Here is a 25,990-nt window from a genome sequence, read left to right as displayed (position 1 = left end):
TAAGTATGAAGATAGCTTCTATAGCGGCAGCAAAGCTATTTCAGTCTGACCTTCCAAACGTTCCACCATGTCGTACCAGGCTTGCGGCCGGTTAGGCAGCACAGCGTAATAACGCTTAAGGAAGCTGACGATCAGCTCGGCCGACAGCCTATCCTGCTCGTCGTCGGTAGGCAAGAAGCACAGATCGAGCCCCGTCACGGCTTCCCCGTCATTGTTCCAGGACGGATGCACGTATTCGAAGTCGAGGCGCTTGTAGCCCAGATGCGAAAGTACTTCGCGTCTCACGAAAGGGTCCATCGGCTTCACGCCGCCAAACTCATGCTCTCCTACCCGGTAAGGGTCATAGATCTCCGCGAACATGCCATGCAGCTTGACGCCGTTCTTCGCAGCCAAAGCCTCCAAATCTTTGCCCCGCTGCTTTGCCAGGAAGGGTCCAATTCCAAGGCCGGAGCGTCCGATAATCGTAAAATCGGTCATGGCCACGTTAAAATCCTCATAATAGCGGTATTCCGTAGCGCCAACCACTTTGCCTTCATGCACGGCGACAAAGACGCGAATGCCCGGGTCCTCGAGCGGCTCTTTCCATAGGTCGAATTCCAGCACTTCTTCCGGCGGGAACACTTCCTGCATCAGTTCGTGCATGCTGCGGAACAAAGGATCTTCAATGTTCGTAATGCGATGATATTCCATGTGTAAACCTCCTAATCGGCTTTTATTATTGTAGGTGATCTATTTTTGAAAAGGATTGCGCCATTCCATCAAAGCCCCGTAATGGCAGGATTCCTCATCCTCCAAATAATTCGGGACGACGCCAACCGGAGTACGGCCGCAGCGAAGCATGAATGTGATGATCGGATCCTTTAGCTTGCCGCTAATAACGGCCTCGAGGTATTCCTCTGCCGTCATATCCCCGGCATGCAAATGATATCCGGGCATTCGCCCGCCGCCAAGCAGCCTGTCCAGCCCAAGCTGGACAACGACGTCATACATGGACAGCATCAGCCATTTGCCGAGTCCCAGCTTCCGGTACGTGGGACGGACGCTAATATCTGCCACATACAGTGTCCCCCCATTGGGGTCATGATTACGAATATAGCCGCCATCCGTTACCTCTTCCCAAGTATGGGCGTGACCGGGTTGACCGCTCTCGTTCTTAACGAGCAGTCCTGTCATTGACCCGGCTATCTCGCCGCCGACCTCGATGCACAGCGCCCCCTCCGGAAACAGCTTGACGTGATTGCCAAGCTGCTCCGTATTCCACCAAAGCTCCGGCGGGAAGGGAGGAGGAAAGCTCTCCTGCTGCACCGCAATCAGGCCGGGAAAGTCTTCCGGGCCATAATTCCGGATGACGGCCGGAACAGGGCGATTCCCGTCAAATACATACAGCTCCTTACAATACATATCCAGCCCTCCTTAATACGCAAAGCAATCGGCTATTTCCAATCCGTGTACAAATCGGTGCGCCGATCCCGCCAGGTTGTGACCGAGCCGCTTTCCCGCACTTGATAAAGCAGGTCCAGATCCAGGTCGGCGGTAACGATCATGTCATCGTTGATCTCGCCTTCAGCAAGCAGTCCGCGCGGCGGGAACGGAATATCGTTTGGCGTAATGATCGCGGCCTGACCGAAGTTGGCGCGCATGAAATCGACCGTTGGCAGCGCGCCGACCGTTCCGGTAAGGACAACGTAGATTTGGTTCTCAATCGTTCGGGCATGGCTCGTATAGCGTACGCGGTGGAAGCCGTGGCGATCGTCGGTGCAAGAAGGACAGAAAATGACGTCTGCGCCCTTAGCTTTGGCCATCCGCACGATTTCCGGGAACTCGATGTCATAGCAGGTGAGCATGGCGATCGTTCCTTTGTCCGTCTCGAACACCTGCAGACCTTCGCCCGCGCTCATGTTCCATTCCTTCACTTCCGTGGGGGTGATATGCAGCTTCGGTTGCTCCCCGATTCGGCCGTCTGGATAAAATAAATGCGCCGTGTTGTACAGTCTGTCGCCTTTGCGCACGACATGGGTCCCTCCGATAATATGGGTGCCGCTCTCTTTGGCCAGCGCCGTGAAGAGCTCCAAATATTGCTCCGTGAATTCGGGAAGTTCGTTTATGCTCAACGCCTGACCGTACTCGTTCCCGATCGACATTAACTGTGTGGTGAAAAACTCGGGAAACAGAATGAATTCGGCATCGTATTCCGCTGCTGTTCTCACGTAATGCCGGCATTGGTCGGCAAACTCCTCGAACGAGCGGATCGTATGAAGATGATATTGCACTGCGGATACCCTGATTTTCATTAGTACCTCCCCAAATGAGTAATAAATAGCAGCCTAGGCTGTTGAACATTCAGAATAGCGCTTTTTGCGCAAAATTTAAAGTGTTTTTGCACATCGTGCGCTCTGCTCCCTGTGTGCAGGGTGTTACCAGTGGCAGGTAATTCGCTGCGCGCAAAAGCGCAGCCGTTTAAGACTGCGCTCTCTCCTCGAACCGCCGGATAATCCCGATGATGACCTCGGTGGCTTTAACCATATTGTCGACTGAAATGTATGCAAATCTGCCGTGGTAATTTTCACCCCCGGTAAAGAGGTTGGGTGTCGGCAATCCCATATAGGATAGCGGGGATCCGTCGGTGCCGCCCCGGATCGGGGTCATGACCGGCTCAATTCCGAGACTTTTCATTACTTCAACGGCGATATTTACGATATCCATGTTGGGTTAGATTTTTTCGCGCATATTGAAATACTGGTCACGGATATCGAGAACAACTTTGTCATGACCGTATTCGCCCTCAGTACGTTGGCGATGCTCTCCAACCTGCTCTTACGGGCTTCGAATTGCTGGCGGTCAAAATCGCGAATGAGATACTGAAGGCGTGTCTCCTCTACATCGCCATTAATCAAAGTGAGATGATAGAAGGGGGGGGGACGGTTTATCCGCTCAGAGCAGGATACCGGCCTGCTTATGCTCGTGGACGACCGGTACTTACAGCCGCATTATGCCAGGCTGCTGCCAGCAGAGTGGGGCAATCACGTTACAATTAAGGAGCATCCCTAGGACGTTGTTTAGTCTGAAGTGGCTCTTTTTTTGAAAATAGGAAGAGGTAAGGCAGACACAAAATTGAAGTAAGGGGATTGGCATATTAATTCGCACCTTTTACCTTAGATTTAAAATTAAATAATGATAGTTAAGAGGGGCAAAATCATAGGTTGCAGTAGAGCAGCCTGGTTATCGATTCACGTATAAAATATAAAGTCCTTGACAGGGGTGGCTGAAGAGCGTATTCTGAAGTCAAATAGAAATGCCAACGATGGCAAAAAAAAATAGGAGTGTTCTGATGAGTCGAGTAACGATAAAGGATGTAGCGCAAAAGAGCGGGATGTCCATTCGTACAGTTTCTCGCGTTATCAATAACGATCCGCACGTTAAAGACAAAACTCGAGTTAAGGTACAGGCTGTTATTGAAGAGCTGGGATTTAAGGTTAATATCCTCGCAAGAAGCCTGAAAGAAATGAAGACGAACCAGATTGTAGTATTCATTGACCGACGTAAAGGGATGTACTGGGGAACATTTCATAATGAATTTCTCCATGAACTTCATCGGGTAATGAAGAAACAAGGATACCGGATGGTTATTTCACCATCCTCACCGGATAGCTTTGAAGAGGACGAGAATGACGGGTTCTATCTGGTTAAGAATGGGATGTGTGATGGCGCGATTATGTTCGATCCCAATATTGGTGATAAGAGGATCGCTTATCTGAAGGATATATCCGTCCCGTTTGTAGTTATCGGTAAAGATGTTAGCCGATTTGATACATCTTATGTCGATGTAGACAATCAATATGTAGGGTATTTCGGTGCCAAGACGATCCATTCTTACGGCTATGAGGATTTCGTTCTCCTTCTTGGAAGCGAAGGTTCACCGATTAATCAGGATCGTGCTGCAGGATTTCAACAATACTGCTTGGAGCAGGATATTAAGAGCAAGCATATTTATGGACTATCGGATTTAGAATCCGTCTATCAGCAAAGCTTGAGACAAATTCAGTCAGAAGGTACCAAGGCAATATTTGTGTCTGGGGATGAGAGAGCCTTAGCTGTATATAGAGCAATATATGAAAGTGGATATAGAGTGGGAGAAGACATTGGAGTGCTTGGTGTAGATGATATCCGGACAGGGGAATATATGTTCCCGGCACTCAGCACAATTGGTCAGCCGAAACGGGATATTGCCGAGCTTGCCCTTAGTATGCTGATAGAGCAAATTCATTCTGAAGACCCAGCAGCTAAAAGAACGCTCGTCGCTCCGACAATCATCCACAGAAGTTCATTGGTGAAGCAAAAATAGGGTTAGACCTATTTTTATAAACATATTTGCCATCGATAGACAAAATGAAAAGTGATATGAAGTGATGCATTCATCACTGAATATATAATTACATCTAAGGGAGGAACTCCAATATGGAATTTTTGAAACTGAATGAAGAAGTGAAAACTGCGCTGGCAGAGGGTAAACCGATTGTGGCTCTAGAGTCTACGATCATTTCTCACGGTATGCCGTACCCGGACAACATAAAGATGGCGCTAGAGGTCGAACAGTTAATTCGTGATGAAGGAGCAGTTCCTGCTACGATAGCGATTATGGATGGGAAAATCTGTGTAGGCTTATCCAAGGAAGAGATCGAACGTCTCGGCACAGATAAAAATGTGTTCAAAGCAAGTATCCGTGATATTCCCAAAGTACTTGCACTTAAAATGATCGGCGCAACAACTGTGGCTACAACCGCTTATGCTGCTGAGTTGGCGGGTATCCGTTTCTTTGCTACAGGTGGTCTTGGCGGGATTCACCGAGGTGTGAATGAGACATATGACATTTCGGCAGATTTGCCAACGATAGCAAATTTGAATATTTGTATTGTCAGCTCCGGGGTGAAGTCAATTCTCGATATCCCTAAGACATTGGAATACCTTGAAACTATTGGTGTGGCCGTATATGGTTATGAGACCGATCGCTATCCTGGCTTCTATGTTCGGGACTCTGGACTACCTGTTGAGAAGATTGAGAAAGACGAGCTCGTCAAGCTGCTTAAAGTGAAAGAAGAGCTTAACTTGAAAGGTTCTGTCTCGGTAACTGTTCCGATTCCTGTTGAAGCTGAGCTTAGTCCAGAATTAGTGGAGTCAACCATTGCGAAGGCGCTCGAAGATGCAGGCGGGCTTGGCATCAACGGTAAGGAAGTTACACCATTCCTGCTTACTCGCATTAAAGAGAGCACAGGCGGGCAAAGTTTGCAGTCAAACATCAAATTGATGAAAAATAACGCTTTGACGGCGGCGCAAATTGCGGTTGCCTACTACCAGTCATGATTACGGTAATCGGTGACCTAGTATCGGATATTATCGTCCATCAGGACGCAATGAATTACGGTACGGATACCGATGCATCCATCCGGCTGCACTGTGGTGGACAAGGCAACAATGTTGCAGCTTGGATTGCACACGAAGGTGTGAAATGCCAATTGATTGGCAGAGTGGGAGAAGACCCTTTTGGGGCTCATCTCCTGGCTCATGCCAGGAAATATGGAATTCACTGCGAGGTTAAGGCAGATCTCCTGCATCCTACCGGTAAAATCATCGTCATGATCGATAAAGATACAGGCGAACGTTCCATGATTGTAGACCGTGGCGCTAATCTGGAGCTCAGTGTCGGAGACATTGTTAACGTGGAGCAAAGTAAATTCATTTATTTATCAGGCTACAGCTTGTTTGCAGACAAACCAAGACAAGCGATTGCTTATGCTAAGGAAATTGCCCAGGCCAACGGGATTCCGATCGCACTGGATCCGAGTTCAACCTATAACTTAAGAGATCATAAAGAGATATTACTTGATTTTCTGGCCGGAATCACCTTCTTGTTTCCGAATCTCGAAGAGGGCGCGCAGCTGACTGGAGAGACTGATCCTACCCGAATTCTGGAGAAACTTAGCGAGCTCGTACCGCATCCTATTTTGAAAATGGGAGAGGAAGGCTGTTTATTCCAGGAGGGTCAAGAGATAGTTCACCTTCAGCCACCGCGTGTTAAAGCCATAGATGTGACGGGAGCAGGAGATTCATTTATTGGCAGTTTTCTAGCGAGGTATTATGACACACAGGACATTCGGAAGTCAGCCCAGAGAGCGATTGATATTTCATCCAAGGTAGTGACACAGAGCGGCTCAATGCCACCTTTGCCCGACTAATGAAGAAGAATACTGAGGGGGAAAATGAATATGAAAAAAGTATTGTTTAGATTTCATACGTTGTTGTCTGTACTCCTTATTAGTGCATTAGTGCTGTCTGCGTGTGGAGCAGGAGGAAACAGCGGTAATGCAAAGGCAAGTAACTCAGGTGAAAGTGGGGCTGATACCAAGAAAGAAGAAAGACAAATTGGTATGGTCACAGATGCAAGCGGTGTCAACGACAACTCATTTAACCAAGGCGCATGGAGCGGTCTGCAACAGCTTGGCGAGACAGAGAAAAATGTCAAGGTGAAGTATTTGGAGAGTAAGTCTAACGCTGACTATGAGACGAACGTGAATAATTTTGTGAAACAGGGCTGGGATCTGACGTATGGTATCGGCTTTCCGTTAGAGGAAGCGATCAAGAAAGTATCTATGGCTAATCCCGACTCGAACTTTGCTATTATCGATTCTAACCTGGGAGGGGAAATTCCTGCCAATGTTGTAGGTGTAACTTTTAAGGAAGAGCAAGGCAGCTTCCTGGTAGGTGTTATTGCCGGGCTGACGACCAAAACGAACAAAGTCGGATTTATCGGTGGTATGGACAGCGCTACGATCAACCGTTTTGAAATCGGCTTTAAAGCGGGGGTTAAGACATCTAATCCTGATGCCGAAATTGCAACCGCTTACGTAGGATCGTTTGGCGCCCCTGATTTAGGTAAGCAGAATGCGGCCACCATGTATGATCAGGGAGCCGACATTATATTTCACGCTTCAGGCGGGACTGGCGATGGATTGTTTAACGAAGCGATTGAGCGCAAAAAGGCAGGTAAAGAAGTATGGGTAATCGGGGTTGATATGGATCAATCCTTGCGATTTGGAGAAGAAGTGACACTAACCTCTATGATCAAACGGGTAGATAATGCAGTGATACAAATCTCCAAAGATTTCTTGGAAGGTAATTTCCAGGGAGGCAAGGAGGTTCAATATGGATTGAATGAGAATGGGGTATCGATTGCAGATACTTCTTCGGTCAATGTAGCAGCAGATATCCTTGAGAGAGTCACTCAATACCGTCAGGAGATTATTGATGGCAAAATCGTTGTTCCTCGCACCCATGATGAATTTGATAAGCAATTTCCATAAAAGTGAGCGACGTCTTGCAACCGAAGGAGAGCGAAAGTGCCTCTCCTTCGGCCAGGCGGTCAGAGTTACCAAGGGGTGAAACGTATGGCTCTTGCAGTAGAGATGAAGAACATCACAAAAACGTTTTACGGCATGAAGGCTAACGACGATATTTCATTTCAAGTGGAAAAGGGTGAGATTCACGCATTGCTGGGTGAGAACGGTGCCGGCAAATCCACATTGATGAATATTCTGTTCGGTTTATATCAAGCCGATCAAGGCGAAATCCTAATTCATGAAACACCCGCAAAGATATCAGATCCGCAGATGGCAATTGATCTAGGAATCGGAATGGTTCACCAGCACTTTATGCTTGTTGATAATTTTACGGTTCTTGAGAATATCATTCTTGGTGCAGAGCCCCGCAAAAGAATGTCGATAGATTATAACAAAGCCTCCAAGGAGATAGAAACCTTATCCAATCAATATGGGCTTAAGATCAACTTGAACAGTCAGGTCAGGGATATCTCGATTGGTATGCAGCAGAAGGTGGAAATTCTGAAGACATTGTATCGCGGAGCCGATATTCTAATATTTGACGAACCAACAGCTGTCCTGACACCACAGGAAATTCAGGAACTGACGAGCATCATGAAAAATCTGACGAGCGAGGGCAAGACAGTCATTCTAATTACGCATAAGCTCAAAGAAATATTAACGATAGCCAATGCTGTAACCGTTATTCGGCGAGGCAAAGTGTGTGATACCTTGCGGGTTAAGGATACAAATGAAGTGGAGCTTGCAGAAAAAATGGTTGGCCGAAAAGTAACGCTGCAATTAAATAAGGATGAGAAGGAACGAGAAGGACTCGTTCTAAGTCTCCGTGATGTTCGGGCGAAGGATAATCGTGGACTGGATGCACTTCATGGCATTGATCTTGAGGTATATGGTGGTGAGATCGTTGGCATTGCTGGAGTTGACGGAAACGGCCAATCCGAACTAGTGGAGGTAATCACAGGCTTAAGACAAGCGCAATCCGGCGAAATGATTCTGGCCGGGAATAACATTTCCGGGCTTCACACAAGGCAAATACATGAGAAGGGGATTGCTCATATCCCGGAAGATCGACACCGCTTGGGCATTGTTATGGATATGACGCTCTCCGAGAATTTGGTGTTGAATAGTTACTTCAAGAAAGAGTTCAACAAGCGGGGGCTGCTAAACGAGAAATCGATTAAAGCCCATGCCCGTAAGCTTATCGACAAGTTCGATATACGTACCCCAAGTGAATCTGCCAAGATTAGGGCGTTATCCGGTGGTAATCAGCAGAAGGCAGTGATCGCTAGAGAAATTGAAGGTGATCCCAAACTGTTGATTGCGGCTCAGCCGACACGCGGACTCGATGTCGGGGCGATCGAATTTATCCATCGGCAAATACTCAATGAGCGCGACGAAGGGAAGGCGGTTCTGCTAGTATCCTTTGAATTGGAGGAAATATTGAGCTTGTCCGACCGGATTGCGGTTATCTATGAAGGAAGAATTGTAGGCATCGTTGATCCGAAGGAAACAACTGAACAGGAGCTAGGTCTGTTAATGTCGGGTCGTTCGGCGAGGAAGGAGACTGTGGAATGAATTTTAACATGAAGAAACACAACATCGGCGTTCCTTTCGTCTCGATCATATTAGCTATGCTTGTTGGTGCGGTGGCTATGCTTCTGGCGGGTTATAATCCAGTCAGTGCATACGCTTCCTTCTTCGATGGTATATTCAGCAGTCCCTATTTGATGGGGGAGACGATTCGGCAAGTGACACCCTTGATATTCACGGGTCTAGCGGTTGCATTTGCATTTCGTACAGGGTTGTTCAATATTGGTGCTGAGGGACAATTTCTTGTTGGGCAATTAGCTGCGGTCGCTGTCGGTATTTTCTTCAAGCTTCCTTTCTTTCTCCATATTCCATTGGCTATTCTTGCTGCAGCTATAGCGGGTGGACTGTGGGGGGCAATTCCCGGTTATCTGAAAGCTAAGCGGGGGGTTCACGAGGTCATTACGACCATTATGATGAACTGGATCGCCTTTATATTGACGAATTATTTGATTCGTACCTATATGAAGGCGGAGTCGGAGAGAAGTATGGACATCCAGCCTACGGCATCGATTTCTTTCGAATGGCTGAGTGACTTGTTTCAAGGGGCACGTATTCATTTAGGTATCGTCATTGCCCTGTTATTTGCTTTCTTGATGTATTTTTTACTGTGGAGGACAAAGCAAGGCTTTGAATTGCGTGCAGTAGGTTCCAACTCATTGGCTGCCAAATACGCAGGAATGAACGTCAAGCGCAATATTATCAAAGCAATGTTTATAAGTGGCGCTCTGGCAGGTCTTGGGGGAGCCTCGGAAGGACTTGGTGTTTACGGTTATATGACGATCTCAAGCGTTTTCCCCGGTGTAGGTTACGATGGGATCGCTGTTGCCTTGATAGGCTCAAATACGTCGATTGGAGTTATATTGGGCGCGATCCTGTTCGGTGCGCTTACCTTCGGAGCACAAAATATGCAAATGGCTTCCGATGTTCCTTATGAAATCATCCGCATCGTTATTGCGTTTATCATTTTCTTTATTGCTTCCAGTGACATTGCCAAGAGTATTCTGGGACTTCTTAGAAAAATACCGCTTCGCAGCAGAAAAGGAGGGGCCTGAACATGGAATGGTTAAGCATTCTTACAACGATCATTCACAATGCCGTCATCTATGCAACCCCTCTGATCTTCGCGGCGCTGGGCGGCGTTTTCTCTGAAAGATCCGGTGTCGTCAATATCGGTCTGGAAGGTCTAATGATCATTGGCGCATTTGCAAGCGCTGTCGTTACTCTGTGGACGGAGTCCCCATTCTTGGGATTGATTGCAGGTGCATTGGCAGGTGTGCTATTGTCTCTTCTACATGCCGTTGCCTCCGTAACATTCCGGGCCCATCAGGTCGTCAACGGGATGGCAATCAACTTCCTGGCTCTGGGTCTAGCTATCTACTTAACCAAGCAACTGTTCAGCGGGTCGGCGCAGACAACAACGCTTAAGACGCTTATTCCGAAGTGGGATATTCCGTGGCTAAGTGAAATTCCCTATCTTGGACCGATGTTCTTCAAGACATATCCCACATCTTATTTTGCCGTACTTGTCGTCATCTTGTGCGGATATCTTCTATATAAGACTTCATTTGGCTTACGACTACGTGCTGTCGGTGAGCATCCGGCTGCAGCTGATACGATGGGAGTACATGTCGGAAGAATGCGCTATACGGGCGTACTGATTAGTGGAGCATTAGCAGGGCTAGGCGGAGCGATCATTACTCTAACGACGACCAGCAACTTCTCCTATAGCACGATTTCAGGACAGGGATACATTGCCCTTGCCGCGGTTATTTTCGGGAAATGGAATCCTTACGGTGTACTCGGCGCTGCCCTCTTCTTCGGGTGTGTGCAGGCACTGAATAGCTCAGCGCAAGTGCTTGGCTTCTCGGCATATATACCAACTGCCTTCATTCAGATGCTGCCATATTTGCTTACCATCATCGTACTGGCAGGTTTTGTTGGTAAAGCAGAGGGACCTAAGGCATCAGGGGAGCCGTATATTAAGGGAAGCCGGTGATCCGGCGGCATATATTCGAGAGCGAGTCCGGTCGATTTACGACTGGGCTCGCTCTTCGAATTGGCAGGCAATCCCGATAATGACTTCAGTAGCCTTAACCATATTATCCACTGAAATAAACTCGTATCTGCCGTGATAGTTCTCGCCGCCCGTAAATATATTTGGTGTCGGCAATCCCATGTAGGACAGCTGGGAGCCGTCGGTGCCGCCCCGGATTGGGGTCATGACGGGCTCAATCCCGAGACTTCTCATTACATCAGCGGCGACATTCACGATATCCATGTTTGGTTCGATTTTTTCGCGCATATTGAAATACTGGTCACGAATATCGAGAACAACTTTGTCAGGACCATATTTCGCCCTCAGTGCATTAGCGATGCTCTCCATTTGGCTCTTGCGGGCTTCGAATTGCTGGCGGTCAAAATCGCGAATGAGATACTGAAGGCGCGTCTCCTCTACATCGCCATGGATCGAAGTGAGATGGTAGAAGCCTTCGTAGCCCTCGGTATGCTCGGGCTCCTCTCCGGCCGGTAGCTGGGCGTGAAATTCCATGGCGATTTTGGCCGAGTTGATCATTTTGCCTTTGGCCGTACCGGGATGCACGTTGACGCCTTTGCACGTAATTTTGGCTTTCGCGGCATTGAAGCTTTCAAATTCCAGCTCGCCAAGCGGGCCGCCATCCACGGTATAAGCGAACTCGGCGCCGAAGGCATCCACATCGAACCGTTCCGGTCCTCTGCCGATTTCCTCATCCGGCGTAAAAGCTATCCGAATTGTACCGTGCTTGATTTCGGGGTGACGAATTAAATAATCCATCGCGGTCATGATTTCGGCAATACCGGCTTTATCATCAGCACCAAGCAGGGTCGTGCCATCGGTCGTAATCAGCGTATGGCCCTTGTATTTGGCCAGTTCAGGAAATTCCCGCGGAGACATTACAATGCTGTGGGCTTCATTCAACGTAATATCGCCGCCATCATAACGCTCCACGATTTGCGGCTGCACATTGGCGCCCGTAAAATCGGTAGCCGTATCCAAATGGGCCAGAAAGCCGATCACCGGTACATCCTTTACCGTGTTGCCCGGGAGCGTAGCCATGACATAGCCATTGTCATCCAGACTAACGTCCTCCATGCCGATCTTTTGCAGCTCTTGAACCAGTTGCCTTGCCAGGGTGAGTTGACCAGGAGTAGACGGGCAAATCTCGTTGTCTTCATTGGATTGCGTGTCGATTCGAACGTAGGAAGTAAACCTGCTAATGATCTCGTCTCTCATGAAATCAGCCTCTTTTCATCATATCGTTGTTATCGTTCATTAAATTGTATCAAACCGGATGTCCGCATGAAAGCGGCCAAAGCAGCGGGAAGCCGTGGAAAGCAGACCCATATGCTAAAATATCCCAAAATCCCGCCGATATACAGAGTGGGATAGAGAATATTTAATTTAGCTGGAGGTGGATTAAAATATGCGTATTTCAGCGGGCAACAATTATTCCGCTGCATCTAGAAAGGCGTACAATGCAGACCGGTATAATCACTCTTTAGAATACAAATTCGACATAGAGGGACAGCCGGAAACAAGTGAAGATCAGAAAAAGAGCGGTCAAACCGGGAAGCTGGTAACAAGCCGCGAAGGCAGCTTCATCCGACAATATTTAGTAAGAGAAGATGGTTCGCAAATATTAATCAGTGAATTTCAGCAGGATGCGGAATTTGCTCCTACTACAAACTATACGAAGAATACAGTAAATAGAATGCATAAGGACGGGATTCATCAGAATACGGAGGAAATGATCGGTCTTCTCAACTTCCAGGCAGGGATTATTAACAGCCGGAAGAAATAGCAGGAACGTAGCAAGATATAAAAAAACATATAAAAAGTGGGAAGGCTAATAATCTCTTCTCACATGGAATCAGTCTCTTTTCATCATATCGTTGTTATCGTTCATTAATTGTATCAAACCGGATGACCGCATGAAAGCGGCCAAACAATGCCTAGTTGAACGGTAAGTAAGATTCCATCAGGTTTCGTATCCTAAGTATATCCGAAATCACTGCCCGAAATGATGCTGAAACAACTGATCAGCCATTTTGGTGAAGGGTATTTTGAGTATCGTTCTCGTAGTACCCCGGGTGTAGCAAAAGTTTTAACCGGTATGAACCACGATTACTAATGCAATGAAAAGATCATATAGAAACGTTTCCAAAAAAATATTGAAACGTTTCCAATTTAGTGTTATTATGATTATCATAAAAGCTTAAGTGAGGGTTAAGATGTCAAGCATTAAAGATGTAGCCAAGTTAGCTGGGGTAGCTGTGGGAACCGTGTCCCGAGTTATTAACAATTCGGGCGCTGTAAGTCCCACAACGCGAAGAAAAGTTGAGAAAGCTATACAAGAGTTGAATTATATTCCTAATGAGATTGCCCGAAATTTCAAAATGCGGAAATCCAAGATGGTAGCTCTGCTGCTCCCGAGTATCTGGCATCCCTTTTTTTCTGAATTGGCTTATTACATTGAAGATGAGTTGGATCGGGAAGGCTTTAAGCTGATGCTTTGCAATAGCGGTGGCAAACCTGAAAAGGAATTGTATTATCTGGAGATGCTTCAGCAAAATAAAGTGGCAGGTATTGTAGGCATTACGTACAACGACATTGAAGATAACGTGAGTAATGACATTCCGATTGTTAGTATCGATAGACATTTCAACAAGAACATCACATGCGTTACGTCGGATAATTATGAAGGGGGGCGCTTGGCTCTAAGAGAACTCGTCAAAGCGGGGGCGAGGAAACCTGCTTATCTAGGAAGCGTTACCTCTGTTTTTAGTGAAACGATGAACCGAAGAGAAGGTTTTATCGATGAGGCAAAAAAGTTAGGTATCGACTATATCGTATACGAAAAGCCGGATCCCGTGGTGGATGACGATGCCTATTTTGGGGAATTTCTAAGGAATCATCGTGATGTAGACGGCATTTTTGCCATAACCGATATGTTTGCCGCTAAATATATAGAAAGAGCAGGCAGGGAGGGGATCCGTGTTCCAGACGATGTGAAGGTCATTGGATACGACGGCATTCAGGATCATCCTTATTTCCATCCTATATTATCAACGATTAGGCAGCCTGTAGAAGAGATGGCGCGTATGACGATCAGGCTACTCTACAAAAAGATCGAAGGCGAAATACTGGATCGAGAAGTTTATCTTCTTCCGGTTGAATTTAGACAAGGTGAAACTACCTGATTAAATTCGTTCAATAATAGACTTCTCCTTATTAGAAAAACACCAACTGCTACGACTGCCTCAACGTGTGGTATTGCAGATTGACGTTTTTCTCAAGAAAAATTGGAAACGTTTCAATATTGCAAAAGTTCATACGAGAAAGGAAGTATCAGGATGAAATCAAGAACTAGCGGGTTGGAGCAATCCATGATCAAACCCAGTCGTAAAACATGGAGCCGAATAAAACGCGATTATGAACTGTATCTGTTTTTGCTGCCAATCATTATGGTTTACCTTGTATTCAAATACTATCCGATGTACGGAGTGCAAATCGCCTTTAAGGATTTTTCCCCTAGCCGGGGAATATGGGGAAGCGAATGGGTGGGCTTTCAGCACTTTATTGATTTTTTCAATTCCTATAATTTTTGGACGATCATGAATAATACGCTGACACTTAGCTTTCTATCGCTGGTGTTTAGCTTTCCTGCGCCAATCATCATTGCAATTATGCTGAATCAGATGCTTGGCAAGCGATATAAGAAATTTATCCAGACCGTTATTTATGCGCCGCACTTTATTTCTACCGTTGTGCTGGTTGGCATGCTCCATGTTTTTTTATCGCCCAACAGCGGAATAGTGAACCACATCATTACCTGGTTAGGCGGGGAGCCTATTCTGTTTATGGCCAATGAAGGTTGGTTCCGTCCCTTGTATATATTGTCAGGGATTTGGCAAGAGACGGGCTTCTCCACAATTATCTACCTAGCTGCTCTAGCGGGGGTAAATCCGGAATTGCATGAAGCCGCGACGATGGATGGGGCAAGCAAATGGAAGCGGATATGGAACGTGGATATTCCAAGTATTTTACCGACGATTGTGATCCTGCTGATTCTAGCACTCGGCAACATTATGAGTATTGGTTTTGAAAAGGCATTTCTGATGCAAAGCGATTTGAACTACGCTACCTCCAATATTATTCCAACCTATGTTTATGAGATGGGGATTCAGAAGGCTCAATACAGCTTTTCAACGGCGGTTGGCTTGTTCAATTCCATGATTAACATTGTCTTAATTGTTACCGTCAACCGGATCGCCAAAAAAATGACGGAAACCAGCTTGTGGTAAGGGGGATCTCACTTTGAACGAATTATTAAAAAGAAGAAGTAGGGGAGACGCATGGTTTGATGTCATCAACCATACCGTATTGACCGTAATCATGCTGCTTGTTTTATTCCCGCTATATTTTGTACTGATCGCCTCATTCTCTGATCCTAATCTGATTTATTCCGGGGAAGTATGGTTGTTCCCGAAGGGCTTTACGCTGGATGGATATGCAAGAATTTTTAACGATTCATCCATTTGGATTGGATACGCCAATTCCATTTTATATGCAGGTGCAGGAACTTTGATCGGCGTAGCTGTGACCGTTTTTGCGGCCTATCCGTTGGCGCGTAAAAATCTGGTGGGGAAAACGTTCATGATGTGGTTCTTAATGATTACCATGTTTTTTAGCGGTGGATTGATTCCTACGTATTTGTTAATCAAGGATCTTCATATGCTGAACACGATCTGGGCCTTGGTTATTCCTGGGGCTGGCGGTGTATTCAACGTCATTATTGTAAGAACCTTTTTTCAATCGTCTATTCCAGATGAAATGTGGGAGGCTGCTTCAATCGACGGTTGTTCTAACACTAAGTTTTTTTGGAGCATTGTATTACCTTTGTCGAAGTCCATCCTTGCAGTGATGGTGCTGTATCATGTCGTTGGCTTCTGGAACGGTTTTTTCGATGCTTTGATTTATTTGAACGATGAAAATAAGTATCCGCTGCAATTGATCCTTCGTAACATCCTTGTCCAGAATCAGGTCAACTCCGGCATGATGGTCGATGTGGAATCCTATGCGGCGAAAATGCGAGTTACCGAGCTAATCAAATATGGTGTCATTATCGTATCCAGCTTGCCGCTGCTCCTATTGTATCCATTCTTGCAGAAATACTTCGTTAAAGGTGTAATGATCGGATCAATCAAGGGCTGATAAAGAGATGGAGCTTGAAGGGGGGGATGTGGAGGGCAGAACGCATTTTAGGTTGTTTACTAAAGAGAAGCAAAACCCTTTTTTCACATGGAAGGATTTATAGGGAGGTTAATGAATGAGATCAATAATTAAAGGTGCTGGACTTCTAATGTTGGCCGGAGTATTTGCCCTAAGTGGATGTTCGGGTGGCGGTGGCTCCAAGAATCAGGCGGGAAATCTGGACGTGACTGCAAGCTTTAATAAAGAGGGTCTTCCAATTGTAAACGAAGCGGTGACGTTAAAAATGGTTTCTCCAAAAGCAGCGTTAGCTCCAGAATACGCTCAAATGGAGATTTTTAAACGGCTGGAGGAACAAACAAATGTGAAGATCGACTGGGAGAACATTCCGGACACCGATTATACAGAGAAGAAAAATCTGCTTTTGGCTAGCGGAAATTTGCCGGATGCCTTTTACGGAGCAGGATTTACGGATTACGAGCTAATCAATTACGGAAAAGATGGAACTATTATTCCGCTGGAGGATTTAATTGAGCAATATGCGCCTAATTTGAAAGCGCTTTTTGAACGCCGGCCGGATATCAAATCATCGATCACAGCGCCGGATGGACATATCTATGGGCTGCCGACTTGGGAAGAGAATAACCTGGGAACCAACCCCTTCTTCCACGTCATCAATAAACAGTGGCTCGATAAACTTGGTTTGAAAGTTCCGGAAACGCTAGATGAATACACGGAAGCTTTGGTCGCCTTTAAAACGCAGGATCCGAACGGGAACGGTAAGCCGGATGAAATCCCGCTCAGCTTTATGCACATGCAATGGTGTATGGACATTGCTGGTATATTCGGAGCTTTCGGTCTTCCGGATAACCTGGAGCATCGGATCGTTCGAGACGGGAAGGTGATTTTTACCGCTACGCAGCCCGAATATAAGGAAGCCTTGAAATATTTTCATGAAAAGTGGTATAAGCAGGGCTTGATTGATCCTGAATCCTTCACTCAGGATGCGGCTCAGTATTTAGCAAAAGGCAAATCAACAGACGAAACGCTCGGCTCCTACATCTGGTGGGAAATCGAAGAGGTTGTCGGACCGGAGCGCAGTCAGGATTATGTTCTGCTGTCCCCATTAAAAGGTCCAAATGGAGATCAATCGATCGGCCGAAGCAATGGCGGCGGTCCGGGACGAGGTGCCTTCATGATTACGAAAGAGAACCGCTATCCGGAGATCACCATGCGTTGGATTGATCAGCAGTATGAACCTTACATGGCGGCTCAAATTCACTGGGGTCCGCTGGATGTCGTTTTCAAGAAAGACGAAAATGGGAAGTTGGTGAACCTTCCGCTTCCTGAGGGAACTTCCGCAGGCGAGTTTCGTCAGAAAGTGGCTCCAGGTTCAGGCGGTCCTGGCGTGATCACCATCGAAGACTTCGGTAAGGTTGTTGATATGGAGCCTAGAGCTCAGCAGCGTGCGGAAGACTTAGAGCAATACTATAATCCATATATGGAGAAGGAAAACTATCCTAGCATCTTTTTCGAGCCGGAGGAACTGGACAAAATCAATAAGATTGAGTCGGAACTGATTAAATATGCAAATACCCAAAGAGGCAAGTTTATTGTTGAGGGCGGCGTGGACGAGAAGTGGGACAGCTATGTGAAGACACTTGAAAAGATGGGCCTAAACGAGTTGATGGAAATTTATCAAACAGGTCTAGATCGGTATAACGAGACTTTACAGCAATAGTAATCATTAAAATATTTAGCAACAAATAGAGATAGGTGGGGAGAAACCGTGCTTGATGTAATAGCCATCGGGGAAGTGCTGATAGACTTTACTCCAGCAGATCGGACAACGGGAGGCAACGACAACCAGCAGTTGGAATGCAACCCTGGAGGAGCCCCGGCTAACGTAGCAGTTGCGTTAGCGCGTTTAGGGGGGCAATCGGCATTGATCAGTAAGGTTGGGGAAGATCATTTCGGTTCATTGCTACGCGATACTTTGATTAGCTGCGGAGTTGACGTGTCTGCGCTTTCGCATACAGAAGAAGCGAATACAACGCTGGCTTTTGTCCATCTGAATGATAAAGGAGATCGATCGTTCAGCTTCTACCGGAAACCGGGAGCGGATACGTTCTTACGTTCAACCGATATCCCGTTCGATATGATTGAAAATTGTCGGGCACTGCATTTTGGAACTTTATCGATGACCCACGAGCCAGCCCGAACAGCAACTAGAGAGGCAGTCCTTAAGGCTAGAGAGGTGGGAATCCTGCTATCGTTCGATCCCAACATCCGGTTTTCATTATGGGAGAGCAAAGAGGAAGCGAGACAGAACATCCTTTGGGGCATGAGTCATGCCGATATCCTGAAAATATCGGAAGAAGAGCTTTATTTCATAACCGGGACAACAGATTTGGAAAAGGGCTCGCTAGAGCTGCAACAACAATATGAAATTGACTTGATCGTAGTAACTTTAGCAGAGAAAGGTTGCTATTACCGACTGGCTGATCACGACGGTTATGTCCCGGGTTTCCAGGTAGAGAGCATCGATACGACGGGAGCGGGTGACGCTTTTCTAGGCTGCTTGCTATATAAAATATTAATGGCTGAAACCTCTTTAAATCAGCTGACCAAACAGCAGATGATCCATATGCTGACTTTTGCTAATGCCGGCGGTGCGTTAGTAACGACACGGAAGGGAGCTATTCAGTCAATGCCGACTACAAATGAGATAAATCATATGATCCATTCAATTCACCAGCGCAATCATGATAGATTCAGACCTGGATTTCATTTCACGCCCCCAGCCCAATGGTTAAATGATCCAAACGGGTTGGTCTATTACGAAGGGGAATATCATCTATTTTATCAGCACCATCCTTATAGCAACAAATGGGGGCCAATGCACTGGGGCCATGCGATAAGCCAAGACTTGGTTCATTGGCGTCATGAGCCTATTGCTCTGTTCCCAGATGAACATGGAGCCATCTTCTCCGGTTGCTGTGTTGTTGACTGGAACAACAGCAGTGGACTGTTCGAAGGTTCTCATGGATTGGTGGCGCTCTTCACCCATGCGGACACATGCCCTGAGACCGAACAACCGCGTCAGCGGCAAAGCTTGGCATACAGCAGCGATAAAGGCCGAACCTGGCATAAATACGAGGGGAATCCGGCTCTCGTCGAGCATGATCTAGTTGACTTCCGGGATCCAAAGGTATTTTGGCACTCGCAAAGTGAAAGCTGGGTTATGGTCATTGTCGCGGGAGATCGAGTTCGATTCTATAGATCGAAAAATTTGCGTGAATGGTCGTTCTCGAGCGAATTCGGAAAGGGGGAAGGCTCCCATGACGGGGTTTGGGAGTGCCCGGATCTCTTTGAGCTGCCTGTAGATGACAGTGGGATTTCGAAATGGGTACTTATTATAAGCATAGGGGATAATCCCTCCTGCCCAGAAGGCTCACGTACGCAGTATTTTATCGGAGAGTTCGACGGATATACGTTCGTTAACGACAACTCGCCAGATCATATCAAGTGGCTCGATTATGGCAGGGATAATTATGCGGGGGTATCTTGGTCAGATATACCTGAGCAAGACGGACGGCGCGTGATCATCGGATGGATGAGTAATTGGAAATATGCCAACGAGACACCTACCGAAATCTGGAGAGGTGCAATGACGCTGCCACGTGCATTATCATTGACCAACCGAGACGGGGACATTGTCTTGATCCAAATGCCTGTTCGAGAAATTGAGCAGCTGCGAAAAGAATCGATGAGCTGGAATAATGTGACGGTTACGCCACAGGTTCCTTTTATGCAGACAACAAACGATGATCTGCTGGAGATTGAAGCGGATATCGATATCCAGTCTGGGGACGCGGTTCATATCATCATGAAATCCCCTGAACAGAGTGAGATTATTATCGGATATGACCCTGTGGATCAATGGCTATTTATCGACCGCTCGAAATCGGGTCTGACTGATTTTCACCCGTCGTTTGCATGCAAGCACGGTGCCAAAGTGACTCCGGAGAATGGAAAAATAAAGCTGCATATCTGGCTGGATCGCAATGCGGTTGAAGTGTATGCAAATAACGGGCTGGTTGCCCTGACGGATCAAATTTTCCCGGATGCTCCGATTCATCAGGTTGGAATAAGCACAAAATCAGGACGGGCCGTTGTAAACTCGCTTCATATCCATGCTCTTAAATCTGCTCATATTTCCCACGATGACAGACCAGATGTTATGGAGGGATGAGGCATGAACCAGAGACATGACGATCCGGGCCTGATGATGCATTGGGCCTTTGATGAAGGAGCGGGGGCGAGCGCTTTGGAGGGCATATCCAAAGTCCAGGATGATATTCAGTACGTATTTAATCAGGCGGAGTTTACCGAACCCTGCGATCCGCAGTGGAGACAGGGAGTATTGGGAAGCGGCCTCTTGTTCGACGGTTACTCGACTTACATTACCCATTCATTTGAAGAGGGCGACGCGGCCGACAACTCCGAATATTTATATGCGCTAAGTATAGGAGTATGGGTAGCGCCGCGCTCTTACGAATGGGGTCATGAGCGTAAATTAGCCGCCATTGTAAATCGTTACGACCTGGACCGCAAGCAGGGATATTTGCTTGGCATGTTTCGTCACGGCTCCTGGTCCTTTCAAGTTGGGCTGGAAGGAGGGGACTGGAAGGAGCTGTGGTCGCCTGATGGCCATGAACTGCCCAAGAATGAATGGTCTTACGTAAATGCTGTGTTCGATGGAAATCAAGGAGAAATGAAGCTTTACCTGAACGGCAAGGAGATCGCTTCCTCGACCTTGCCTCGGGGATCCCGCTTGGCCGAGGCGGCGGATACGGATTTGCTTATCGGCAAAAATAACCATAGCAGCCTGCTGGCAGAGGTATTCAGCCTCCATATGTTTAGCGGTATCCTAGATGAACTTATGATCTATAATCGTGCTCTGAGCGCGGAAGAGGTAGCTGCTTCTTATCGGTATGTGCTGGATTCCGCTCATGAAGGAGTCCAGCCGCAATTAAAGTATGATGAGATCAAGCTGGATCGGACGCCTCTGCTTTCGGATCGGCACAGACCGCAATATCATGTCAGCCCGCCGGCCCACTGGATGAACGAACCCCATGCGCCGATCTATTTTGACGGGCAATATCATTTGTTTTATCAGCACAATCCGCTCGGGCCGTTTTTTCATCACATTCATTGGGGGCATTGGGTCAGTAAGGATCTGGTACATTGGCGTGATCTTCCCGTGGCCCTGGCGCCTGAGAAGGATCAGCTGGCACCCGATGGGATATGGTCGGGAAGCGCGACATATGATGCAGACGGCCTTCCTGTTTTATTTTTTACGGCGGGCAATGATAGTGCTTCTCCGAATCAGAGCGTCGCGCTTGCTCGAAGCACCTATACTACGGATGGAGACACAGATCTGGTTCACTGGGTAAAGCATCCAGAGCCTTTGATCGTGCAGAAGAGGGGCATGGGCGCATTCGGGGATTTCCGGGACCCGTTCGTGTGGAAAGACGATGACGGTTGGTTTGCCTTGGTTGGTTCGGGGATGGAAGGCGAAGGTGGAGCAGCGCTGGCATTTTCGTCGCAGGATATGATGAACTGGGCGTACAAAGGACCATTTTTTAAAGCGGATATTCAGAAGTTTCCTTATCTTGGGCCCATCTGGGAGCTCCCCGTGCTTCTTCCCTTGGGCAATGACAAGCAGGGGGTGAACAAGCATCTATTGCTGGTCAGCCCAGTGGGAGAAGGTGCGGATGTCGAGGTATTCTACTGGATCGGACAAATTGACAAGCAGAGTCTCTCATTCATTCCCGATCAAGAGGAGCCTCAATTGATAGACGTTGGTGATTTCCATTTTACCGGCCCGAGCGGCATGGTTGATCCGAAGACCGGCAGAAAGATCATCTTTACGATAGCTCAAGGCGATCGAACATCTGAACTGGAATATAAATCGGGCTGGGCGCATAACGGCGGCTTACCATTAAGCGTGTATTTACGGGATGACGGACGGTTGGGGATCGAGCCGATTCAAGAGCTTCAGTCGCTGCGGGATACCAAGCGGATATCCCTTCGAGACAAGACATTGGCTGAGACTAATATACTGCTCAAGGATGTTCATGGCGACATGCTTGAGATTCAATTGGAAATAGAGCCTGGCAGCGCCCAGCAATTCGGAATCAAGGTCCGGCGTACGCCGGAAGGAGAAGAAGAAACACTGCTGTACTATGATTCGAAGCAATCGTTGTTTGCGGTTGATCGAACGAAAACAACGCTGCATCCGGGAGAAAAGTGCAGAGGGATTCAGGGAGGAAAACTGGAGCTGCTAGGAGAGAATCTGAAGCTTCACATTTATCTGGATCGCTCCATGGTTGAAGCTTATGCAAATGGATTGAAGAGTCTCACAACCCGTGTATATCCCAGCCGCGAGGATGCGTTGGGTCTTGAGATTTGGGGAGATGGGGACGTGGTTGTTAAATTCTTGGATGTTTGGGATATGCAATCGATTTGGTAGGATGAGCGCTTCGGCGCTCTTTGCCATTTGGATAATATAACAACGCTCAAGTATCTTTGCTTTACGAATTGGAAACGCTTATCCGCCTCGGATTTCAATAGTAATTTTATGGGCCCTATTTCTTCAGCTTGTTGCTTCTCAGTTCTCGGCTACAGCCGAATCTAAAGTTGACACTGGGGAAGTGCTCATTTCTAAGGCTGGCATGGGAATGTCGGTTGCGGAGGCGGTCTATCAAATCCAGAATCCGGGATTTGAAACTGGAGATAGAACAGAAAAATCGAGCAGAGGATAAATAAATCCTTGCTCGATTTTTTTGAATATCTTCCAGAAAAATACCCGGAAATTAGCTGGTGCGCCGAACCATCAGCTCTGTCGGGAAAACTTCTTCAACAGGATCGAGGCGCTTGCCGTCGGTTTCAATGGATTCGATCATCAACTTGGAAGCGGCCTCGGCCAGTTCGTTGATAGGATGTCGGATGGTCGATAGGCTCAGCAGTTCGGAGACGGTCGGCATATCGTCAATGCCCAAAATGGCGAGCTTATCCGGAACAGACAAGTTCAAATCCTTGCATGCCTTTAAGGCTCCGATGGCGGAAATGTCGTTTAAGCAAAATAACGCTTGTGGTGAAAAAGTATGGAAAAGGGGCTGTCTTTAAATTAATTTTAATCCTACTATTAGGCAGCCCCCTAACTAGAAACAACTGCGGTTATCCCAAGGTTTTCTAGTTCCTGTAAAAAGAAGGGGGAGTCCCGTCAACTGTTTTGAATGCCCGGCTAAAAGCATGGATATTCGGGTAGCCCATCTTCTCGGCAATACCTTCAATGGAATTGTCTGTAAACTGAATCAAGTGCTTCGCTCTCTGAATCCGGATAAATTGATGATATTGCAAAGGGCTCATACCAAAGGCCTTTTTAAACAGCCGGATCAAATAATGTTTGCTTATCCCGGACATTTTAGAGATTTCCTCCAAAGAGACTTTACGTTCTGGTGTATGCATCAGAAAATCTTTAACCCTCAGCAAGGTTTGAAAATTAGTAATGAGATGGGGATGAAGATTCCAGTAGTTTTCTCGCAAAATCTGAATCCATAATTGGATAAACAATCCTTTGATTTTAATTTCGAAGAACGGCATCTTCATATCAAATTCGTTAATTAATTGGATCAGCATTTGTTCAATCAGCAACGGGTTCTTAAGGCGGAGATGGCTCGATAAGGGGACAGGCATCCGATCCATAATATCTTCTCGGAACCATTGTTCTTCTTCCTCTGTTATTTTTTCTCTTGAGCGAAAAGAGACCTTAACCCCTGGACTATCCTCTTGATAAAAAAAGTCGAAATGAATGTGGGGCTGCCGCAATTTTCGGCTGATCTTGCGCAGCGAATGGCGCTGTCCCGGCCGAAACAGAAAGATATCTCCCCTCTTTCCCTCGAAAACCTCGTCTTCAATCGTGACTAGCAACTCTCCTTCCATCACGTATAGCAGCTCATAATCGAATAAAACCCGTTCCTGAATGAACCAGGAATCCGTAGTGCTATCATCCATAGCGACTCGAATATATGGCGATAAGTTGTTCAATATCATAAGATAGCGCCTCCATTTCTATATTTCTCCCAATGCGAGCTGAAGCGATTTTTGATAAATAAAACATAACATCTGCTAAATACAAGCGCTTACATTCGTAATAGAATGGCATTATAAGAAGGCGGTCAACCTTCTCTGTAAATTCATATTTGCACAATTTATTTGCGAGTCTCTTTGGAAAGGAGTTTATGAAATTTTCGAGTGACCGTCAATGGGAAATGAAGTTATCGACAAGTTCAACATTTTTCAGGGGGGAATAGAGATGAAAAAATATTTGTCCGGAATGCTAGCGATGTTGATGTTGATTACACTATTAGCAGCTTGTGGAAATCCTAAGAATGAAAACACTACGAATGAAGGAAGTTCAAGCAATCCCAAAGAGCAGACCGTAACTTTGGACATCGCGATGCATGTTGCGAATGTGAAGGATCAGGAGCCGGCGATGTATAAGGCAATTGAAGCTTTTAAGGCCAAGTACCCCGACATCAAGGTCAATTTGACCGGAGCGGATACGAACGATCATATCAAAAAGATGAAGATCCAGGCTCAAACCGGAGAAATGCCCGATATTTTCTGGATGCTGCCCGCTCCCGCCAAAGAGATGAATCAGGCCGGAATGCTGCTGGATTTGAGTGAGATGATTAGAAATACGCCGGAGCTCTCCGCGATCGATCCGATGATGCTGAAAAACTACGAGGATGGCGGGAAGCAGTTCGGCCTGCCATATCAATCGCTCGTCACCGGACTTTGGTACAACAAGGCACTGTTCGAAGAACACAACGTTAAAGTCCCAGAAACTTACGAGGAGCTAGCCGAGGCCGCGAAAGTGTTTAAAGCGAACAATATCGTGACCATTGCGAAGGGTGCAAAGGATAACTACAGTATCTGGGCCTTCCTGGGGATGTTTACCCGCTATGGTTACTTCGATAAGATTGACGCGATTTTAGCGGGAGAAGAGAAGTTTAACAACCCCGACTTCCTCCTCTTCTTCGATAAAATCGCCGAATTGCAAAAACTGGGTGCCTTTCCCGAAAACGTGACTACGCTGAGCTATTTTCAGGCCGTGGAAATGTTCACCTCCGGCAAGGCGGCAATGCTGGACGCCGGGGCCTGGGAAACGGTCAAGCTGGAAGGGAGCCCGATTGCCAAGGACGTCGGTTTCTCCTGGGGGCCTACATTTAATGACGGCGTAGGGAATCAGAAGATTTCTATGATTTCTGCTTCCGCGCCGCTCGTAGCCAGTGCGAAGGTTAAGGAGGACACGGTGAAATACGACGCCGTCCAGAAGTTTTTCACCTTCTATTACAGCCAGGAAGGCATGCAAATCATGGTCGATAATCAGTTGCCCCCGATCAACAGCTTTGAGGCCGATGTAGATGCAGCGGCGCATCCGGTATATGCCGAATTGATTAAAGCGATGAATGAACCGGGATGGGAAAAGCCGTTTGCTCAGCCTGATCTCGTGGTATCCGACGCCATTGGAAACGCTATGTATGACAGCATTTACGGGGTTATTAACGGATTTTACACGCCTGAACAGGCGCTTGATTTGATCGATAAAAAAGTCGAACAGCAATAACGAAGGCACGAGAGGTTGCCCCGAAAGCCTTTGCTGGCAGCCTCTCCCTTCACCTTACAG

The 25,990-nt window shown here is 46.9% G+C and carries 21 protein-coding genes and 2 pseudogenes; 16 read left to right on the top strand and 7 right to left on the bottom strand.

The window, feature by feature from the left end; all coding sequences use genetic code 11:
• Nucleotides 1–18 precede the first annotated feature (18 nt).
• The 4 genes and pseudogenes from G358_RS0111760 to G358_RS33065 all read right to left on the bottom strand — a co-directional run.
• A complete protein-coding gene (locus G358_RS0111760) occupies nucleotides 19–690 on the bottom strand; it encodes a hypothetical protein (RefSeq protein WP_019637423.1) in 672 nt (223 codons plus the stop codon).
• A gap of 39 nt (nucleotides 691–729) precedes the next feature.
• Nucleotides 730–1,401, bottom strand: coding sequence for a GNAT family N-acetyltransferase (locus G358_RS0111755; protein WP_019637422.1), 672 nt, complete (start codon nucleotides 1,399–1,401; stop codon nucleotides 730–732).
• Between the two features lie 32 nt (nucleotides 1,402–1,433).
• Nucleotides 1,434–2,291: a carbon-nitrogen hydrolase family protein gene (locus G358_RS0111750; protein WP_019637421.1), complete on the bottom strand. Its 858-nt coding sequence runs from the start codon at nucleotides 2,289–2,291 to the stop codon at nucleotides 1,434–1,436.
• 166 nt (nucleotides 2,292–2,457) lie between these two features.
• A pseudogene (locus tag G358_RS33065) lies at nucleotides 2,458–2,909 on the bottom strand (zinc-binding metallopeptidase family protein); the annotation flags it as partial.
• A 46-nt stretch (nucleotides 2,910–2,955) separates the two neighbouring features.
• On the opposite strand from G358_RS33065, the gene G358_RS34535 reads away from it, so the two are divergent.
• The 8 genes from G358_RS34535 (at nucleotide 2,956) to G358_RS0111710 (ending at nucleotide 10,977) form a co-directional block, all read left to right on the top strand.
• Nucleotides 2,956–3,048, top strand: coding sequence for a hypothetical protein (locus tag G358_RS34535; RefSeq protein WP_084662776.1), 93 nt, complete (start codon nucleotides 2,956–2,958; stop codon nucleotides 3,046–3,048).
• A gap of 280 nt (nucleotides 3,049–3,328) precedes the next feature.
• On the top strand, nucleotides 3,329–4,342 hold the full coding sequence (locus G358_RS0111740; RefSeq protein WP_019637419.1) for a LacI family DNA-binding transcriptional regulator: 1,014 nt from the start codon (nucleotides 3,329–3,331) through the stop codon (nucleotides 4,340–4,342).
• A 113-nt stretch (nucleotides 4,343–4,455) separates the two neighbouring features.
• Nucleotides 4,456–5,358 (top strand): pseudouridine-5'-phosphate glycosidase, encoded by a 903-nt coding sequence (locus tag G358_RS0111735; protein ID WP_019637418.1) that lies wholly within the window; start codon nucleotides 4,456–4,458, stop codon nucleotides 5,356–5,358.
• Nucleotides 5,355–6,230, top strand: a complete 876-nt coding sequence (locus G358_RS0111730; protein WP_019637417.1) for a carbohydrate kinase family protein — start codon at nucleotides 5,355–5,357, stop codon at nucleotides 6,228–6,230. The genes G358_RS0111735 and G358_RS0111730 overlap by 4 nt, the downstream gene beginning before the upstream one ends.
• A gap of 30 nt (nucleotides 6,231–6,260) precedes the next feature.
• Nucleotides 6,261–7,355 (top strand): BMP family lipoprotein, encoded by a 1,095-nt coding sequence (locus G358_RS0111725; RefSeq protein WP_019637416.1) that lies wholly within the window; start codon nucleotides 6,261–6,263, stop codon nucleotides 7,353–7,355.
• Nucleotides 7,356–7,439: 84 nt separating this feature from the next.
• A complete protein-coding gene (locus tag G358_RS0111720) occupies nucleotides 7,440–8,966 on the top strand; it encodes an ABC transporter ATP-binding protein (protein ID WP_019637415.1) in 1,527 nt (508 codons plus the stop codon).
• Nucleotides 8,963–10,033: an ABC transporter permease gene (locus G358_RS0111715; RefSeq protein WP_019637414.1), complete on the top strand. Its 1,071-nt coding sequence runs from the start codon at nucleotides 8,963–8,965 to the stop codon at nucleotides 10,031–10,033. The genes G358_RS0111720 and G358_RS0111715 overlap by 4 nt, the downstream gene beginning before the upstream one ends.
• 2 nt (nucleotides 10,034–10,035) lie before the next feature.
• Nucleotides 10,036–10,977, top strand: a complete 942-nt coding sequence (locus G358_RS0111710; RefSeq protein ID WP_019637413.1) for an ABC transporter permease — start codon at nucleotides 10,036–10,038, stop codon at nucleotides 10,975–10,977.
• A gap of 36 nt (nucleotides 10,978–11,013) precedes the next feature.
• Here G358_RS0111710 and pepT read toward each other — a convergent pair whose 3' ends face one another.
• A complete protein-coding gene (gene pepT / locus G358_RS0111705) occupies nucleotides 11,014–12,252 on the bottom strand; it encodes a peptidase T (RefSeq protein WP_019637412.1) in 1,239 nt (412 codons plus the stop codon).
• A 190-nt stretch (nucleotides 12,253–12,442) separates the two neighbouring features.
• Here pepT and G358_RS0111700 point away from each other — a divergent pair, with 190 nt between their 5' ends.
• From G358_RS0111700 to G358_RS0111670, 7 genes are all read left to right on the top strand, one after another.
• Complete coding sequence (locus G358_RS0111700) at nucleotides 12,443–12,820, top strand: hypothetical protein (protein WP_019637411.1); 378 nt, start codon at nucleotides 12,443–12,445, stop codon at nucleotides 12,818–12,820.
• 430 nt (nucleotides 12,821–13,250) lie between these two features.
• Complete coding sequence (locus G358_RS0111695; protein WP_019637410.1) at nucleotides 13,251–14,219, top strand: LacI family DNA-binding transcriptional regulator; 969 nt, start codon at nucleotides 13,251–13,253, stop codon at nucleotides 14,217–14,219.
• A 153-nt stretch (nucleotides 14,220–14,372) separates the two neighbouring features.
• A complete protein-coding gene (locus G358_RS0111690) occupies nucleotides 14,373–15,323 on the top strand; it encodes an ABC transporter permease (RefSeq protein ID WP_019637409.1) in 951 nt (316 codons plus the stop codon).
• A gap of 13 nt (nucleotides 15,324–15,336) precedes the next feature.
• Complete coding sequence (locus tag G358_RS0111685; protein WP_019637408.1) at nucleotides 15,337–16,233, top strand: carbohydrate ABC transporter permease; 897 nt, start codon at nucleotides 15,337–15,339, stop codon at nucleotides 16,231–16,233.
• A 115-nt stretch (nucleotides 16,234–16,348) separates the two neighbouring features.
• A complete protein-coding gene (locus tag G358_RS33450) occupies nucleotides 16,349–17,971 on the top strand; it encodes an ABC transporter substrate-binding protein (RefSeq protein WP_019637407.1) in 1,623 nt (540 codons plus the stop codon).
• Between the two features lie 48 nt (nucleotides 17,972–18,019).
• The gene (locus tag G358_RS32300; protein ID WP_019637406.1) at nucleotides 18,020–20,485 is read left to right on the top strand and encodes a PfkB family carbohydrate kinase; all 2,466 of its coding nucleotides are present in this window, start codon (nucleotides 18,020–18,022) and stop codon (nucleotides 20,483–20,485) included.
• A gap of 3 nt (nucleotides 20,486–20,488) precedes the next feature.
• Complete coding sequence (locus G358_RS0111670) at nucleotides 20,489–22,768, top strand: GH32 C-terminal domain-containing protein (RefSeq protein ID WP_019637405.1); 2,280 nt, start codon at nucleotides 20,489–20,491, stop codon at nucleotides 22,766–22,768.
• Between the two features lie 343 nt (nucleotides 22,769–23,111).
• On the opposite strand, the pseudogene G358_RS0111665 reads toward G358_RS0111670, so the two are convergent.
• Nucleotides 23,112–23,384: pseudogene (locus G358_RS0111665) on the bottom strand (substrate-binding domain-containing protein); the annotation flags it as partial.
• 106 nt (nucleotides 23,385–23,490) lie between these two features.
• On the bottom strand, nucleotides 23,491–24,351 hold the full coding sequence (locus tag G358_RS0111660) for an AraC family transcriptional regulator (protein ID WP_019637403.1): 861 nt from the start codon (nucleotides 24,349–24,351) through the stop codon (nucleotides 23,491–23,493).
• 262 nt (nucleotides 24,352–24,613) lie between these two features.
• Here G358_RS0111660 and G358_RS0111655 point away from each other — a divergent pair, with 262 nt between their 5' ends.
• Nucleotides 24,614–25,930 (top strand): ABC transporter substrate-binding protein, encoded by a 1,317-nt coding sequence (locus tag G358_RS0111655; RefSeq protein WP_026342209.1) that lies wholly within the window; start codon nucleotides 24,614–24,616, stop codon nucleotides 25,928–25,930.
• Nucleotides 25,931–25,990 lie beyond the last annotated feature (60 nt).

Origin of the sequence: Paenibacillus fonticola DSM 21315 (genome assembly GCF_000381905.1) — a bacterium.
GTDB classification, from domain to species: domain Bacteria; phylum Bacillota; class Bacilli; order Paenibacillales; family Paenibacillaceae; genus Fontibacillus; species Fontibacillus fonticola.
The sequence above is the reverse complement of the archived record's forward strand: the minus strand, read 5'-3'. Positions and strand labels throughout refer to the sequence as shown.

What these genes read in the sequence shown, in the direction of transcription:
- G358_RS34535 (WP_084662776.1), top strand. Translation starts at nt 2,956, where the DNA reads ATGCTCGTGGACGACCGGTACTTACAGCCGCATTATGCCAGGCTGCTG.
- pepT (WP_019637412.1), bottom strand. Translation starts at nt 12,252, where the DNA reads ATGAGAGACGAGATCATTAGCAGGTTTACTTCCTACGTTCGAATCGAC.
- G358_RS33450 (WP_019637407.1), top strand. Translation starts at nt 16,349, where the DNA reads ATGAGATCAATAATTAAAGGTGCTGGACTTCTAATGTTGGCCGGAGTA.
- G358_RS0111690 (WP_019637409.1), top strand. Translation starts at nt 14,373, where the DNA reads ATGAAATCAAGAACTAGCGGGTTGGAGCAATCCATGATCAAACCCAGT.
- G358_RS0111715 (WP_019637414.1), top strand. Translation starts at nt 8,963, where the DNA reads ATGAATTTTAACATGAAGAAACACAACATCGGCGTTCCTTTCGTCTCG.
- G358_RS0111720 (WP_019637415.1), top strand. Translation starts at nt 7,440, where the DNA reads ATGGCTCTTGCAGTAGAGATGAAGAACATCACAAAAACGTTTTACGGC.
- G358_RS0111725 (WP_019637416.1), top strand. Translation starts at nt 6,261, where the DNA reads ATGAAAAAAGTATTGTTTAGATTTCATACGTTGTTGTCTGTACTCCTT.
- G358_RS0111750 (WP_019637421.1), bottom strand. Translation starts at nt 2,291, where the DNA reads ATGAAAATCAGGGTATCCGCAGTGCAATATCATCTTCATACGATCCGC.
- G358_RS0111755 (WP_019637422.1), bottom strand. Translation starts at nt 1,401, where the DNA reads ATGTATTGTAAGGAGCTGTATGTATTTGACGGGAATCGCCCTGTTCCG.
- G358_RS0111735 (WP_019637418.1), top strand. Translation starts at nt 4,456, where the DNA reads ATGGAATTTTTGAAACTGAATGAAGAAGTGAAAACTGCGCTGGCAGAG.
- G358_RS0111730 (WP_019637417.1), top strand. Translation starts at nt 5,355, where the DNA reads ATGATTACGGTAATCGGTGACCTAGTATCGGATATTATCGTCCATCAG.
- G358_RS0111655 (WP_026342209.1), top strand. Translation starts at nt 24,614, where the DNA reads ATGAAAAAATATTTGTCCGGAATGCTAGCGATGTTGATGTTGATTACA.
- G358_RS0111740 (WP_019637419.1), top strand. Translation starts at nt 3,329, where the DNA reads ATGAGTCGAGTAACGATAAAGGATGTAGCGCAAAAGAGCGGGATGTCC.
- G358_RS0111710 (WP_019637413.1), top strand. Translation starts at nt 10,036, where the DNA reads ATGGAATGGTTAAGCATTCTTACAACGATCATTCACAATGCCGTCATC.
- G358_RS0111700 (WP_019637411.1), top strand. Translation starts at nt 12,443, where the DNA reads ATGCGTATTTCAGCGGGCAACAATTATTCCGCTGCATCTAGAAAGGCG.
- G358_RS0111695 (WP_019637410.1), top strand. Translation starts at nt 13,251, where the DNA reads ATGTCAAGCATTAAAGATGTAGCCAAGTTAGCTGGGGTAGCTGTGGGA.
- G358_RS0111670 (WP_019637405.1), top strand. Translation starts at nt 20,489, where the DNA reads ATGAACCAGAGACATGACGATCCGGGCCTGATGATGCATTGGGCCTTT.
- G358_RS0111760 (WP_019637423.1), bottom strand. Translation starts at nt 690, where the DNA reads ATGGAATATCATCGCATTACGAACATTGAAGATCCTTTGTTCCGCAGC.
- G358_RS0111660 (WP_019637403.1), bottom strand. Translation starts at nt 24,351, where the DNA reads ATGATATTGAACAACTTATCGCCATATATTCGAGTCGCTATGGATGAT.